The 229-nt window shown below is 69.0% G+C and carries 1 pseudogene; it reads left to right on the forward strand.

The features are described from left to right. Window positions 1–229 (forward strand): annotated as a pseudogene (locus ACQG3P_RS25530) (glucose/galactose MFS transporter); the annotation flags it as partial.

Here is a 229-nt window from a genome sequence, read left to right on the forward strand (position 1 = left end):
CGTTGAACTCGCTGGGTACGGCGAGCGCGCCGATCTGCGGCGGCCTGCTGATCCTCGGCAACACGGTCAAGCGTGCCGATGAACTGGCCGCACTCGGCGCGGCCGAACAGCTGGCCTACCGCACCCAGGAAGCACCGTCGGTGCAGGGCCCGTACGTGGGCCTGGCGATCGCGCTGGCGCTGCTGGCGGTGTTCGTCTACCTGTGCCGCCTGCCGGCGTTGAATGAAAC

The organism is Stenotrophomonas sp. SrG (assembly GCF_050031795.1).
GTDB classification, from domain to species: Bacteria; Pseudomonadota; Gammaproteobacteria; order Xanthomonadales; family Xanthomonadaceae; genus Stenotrophomonas; species Stenotrophomonas rhizophila_A.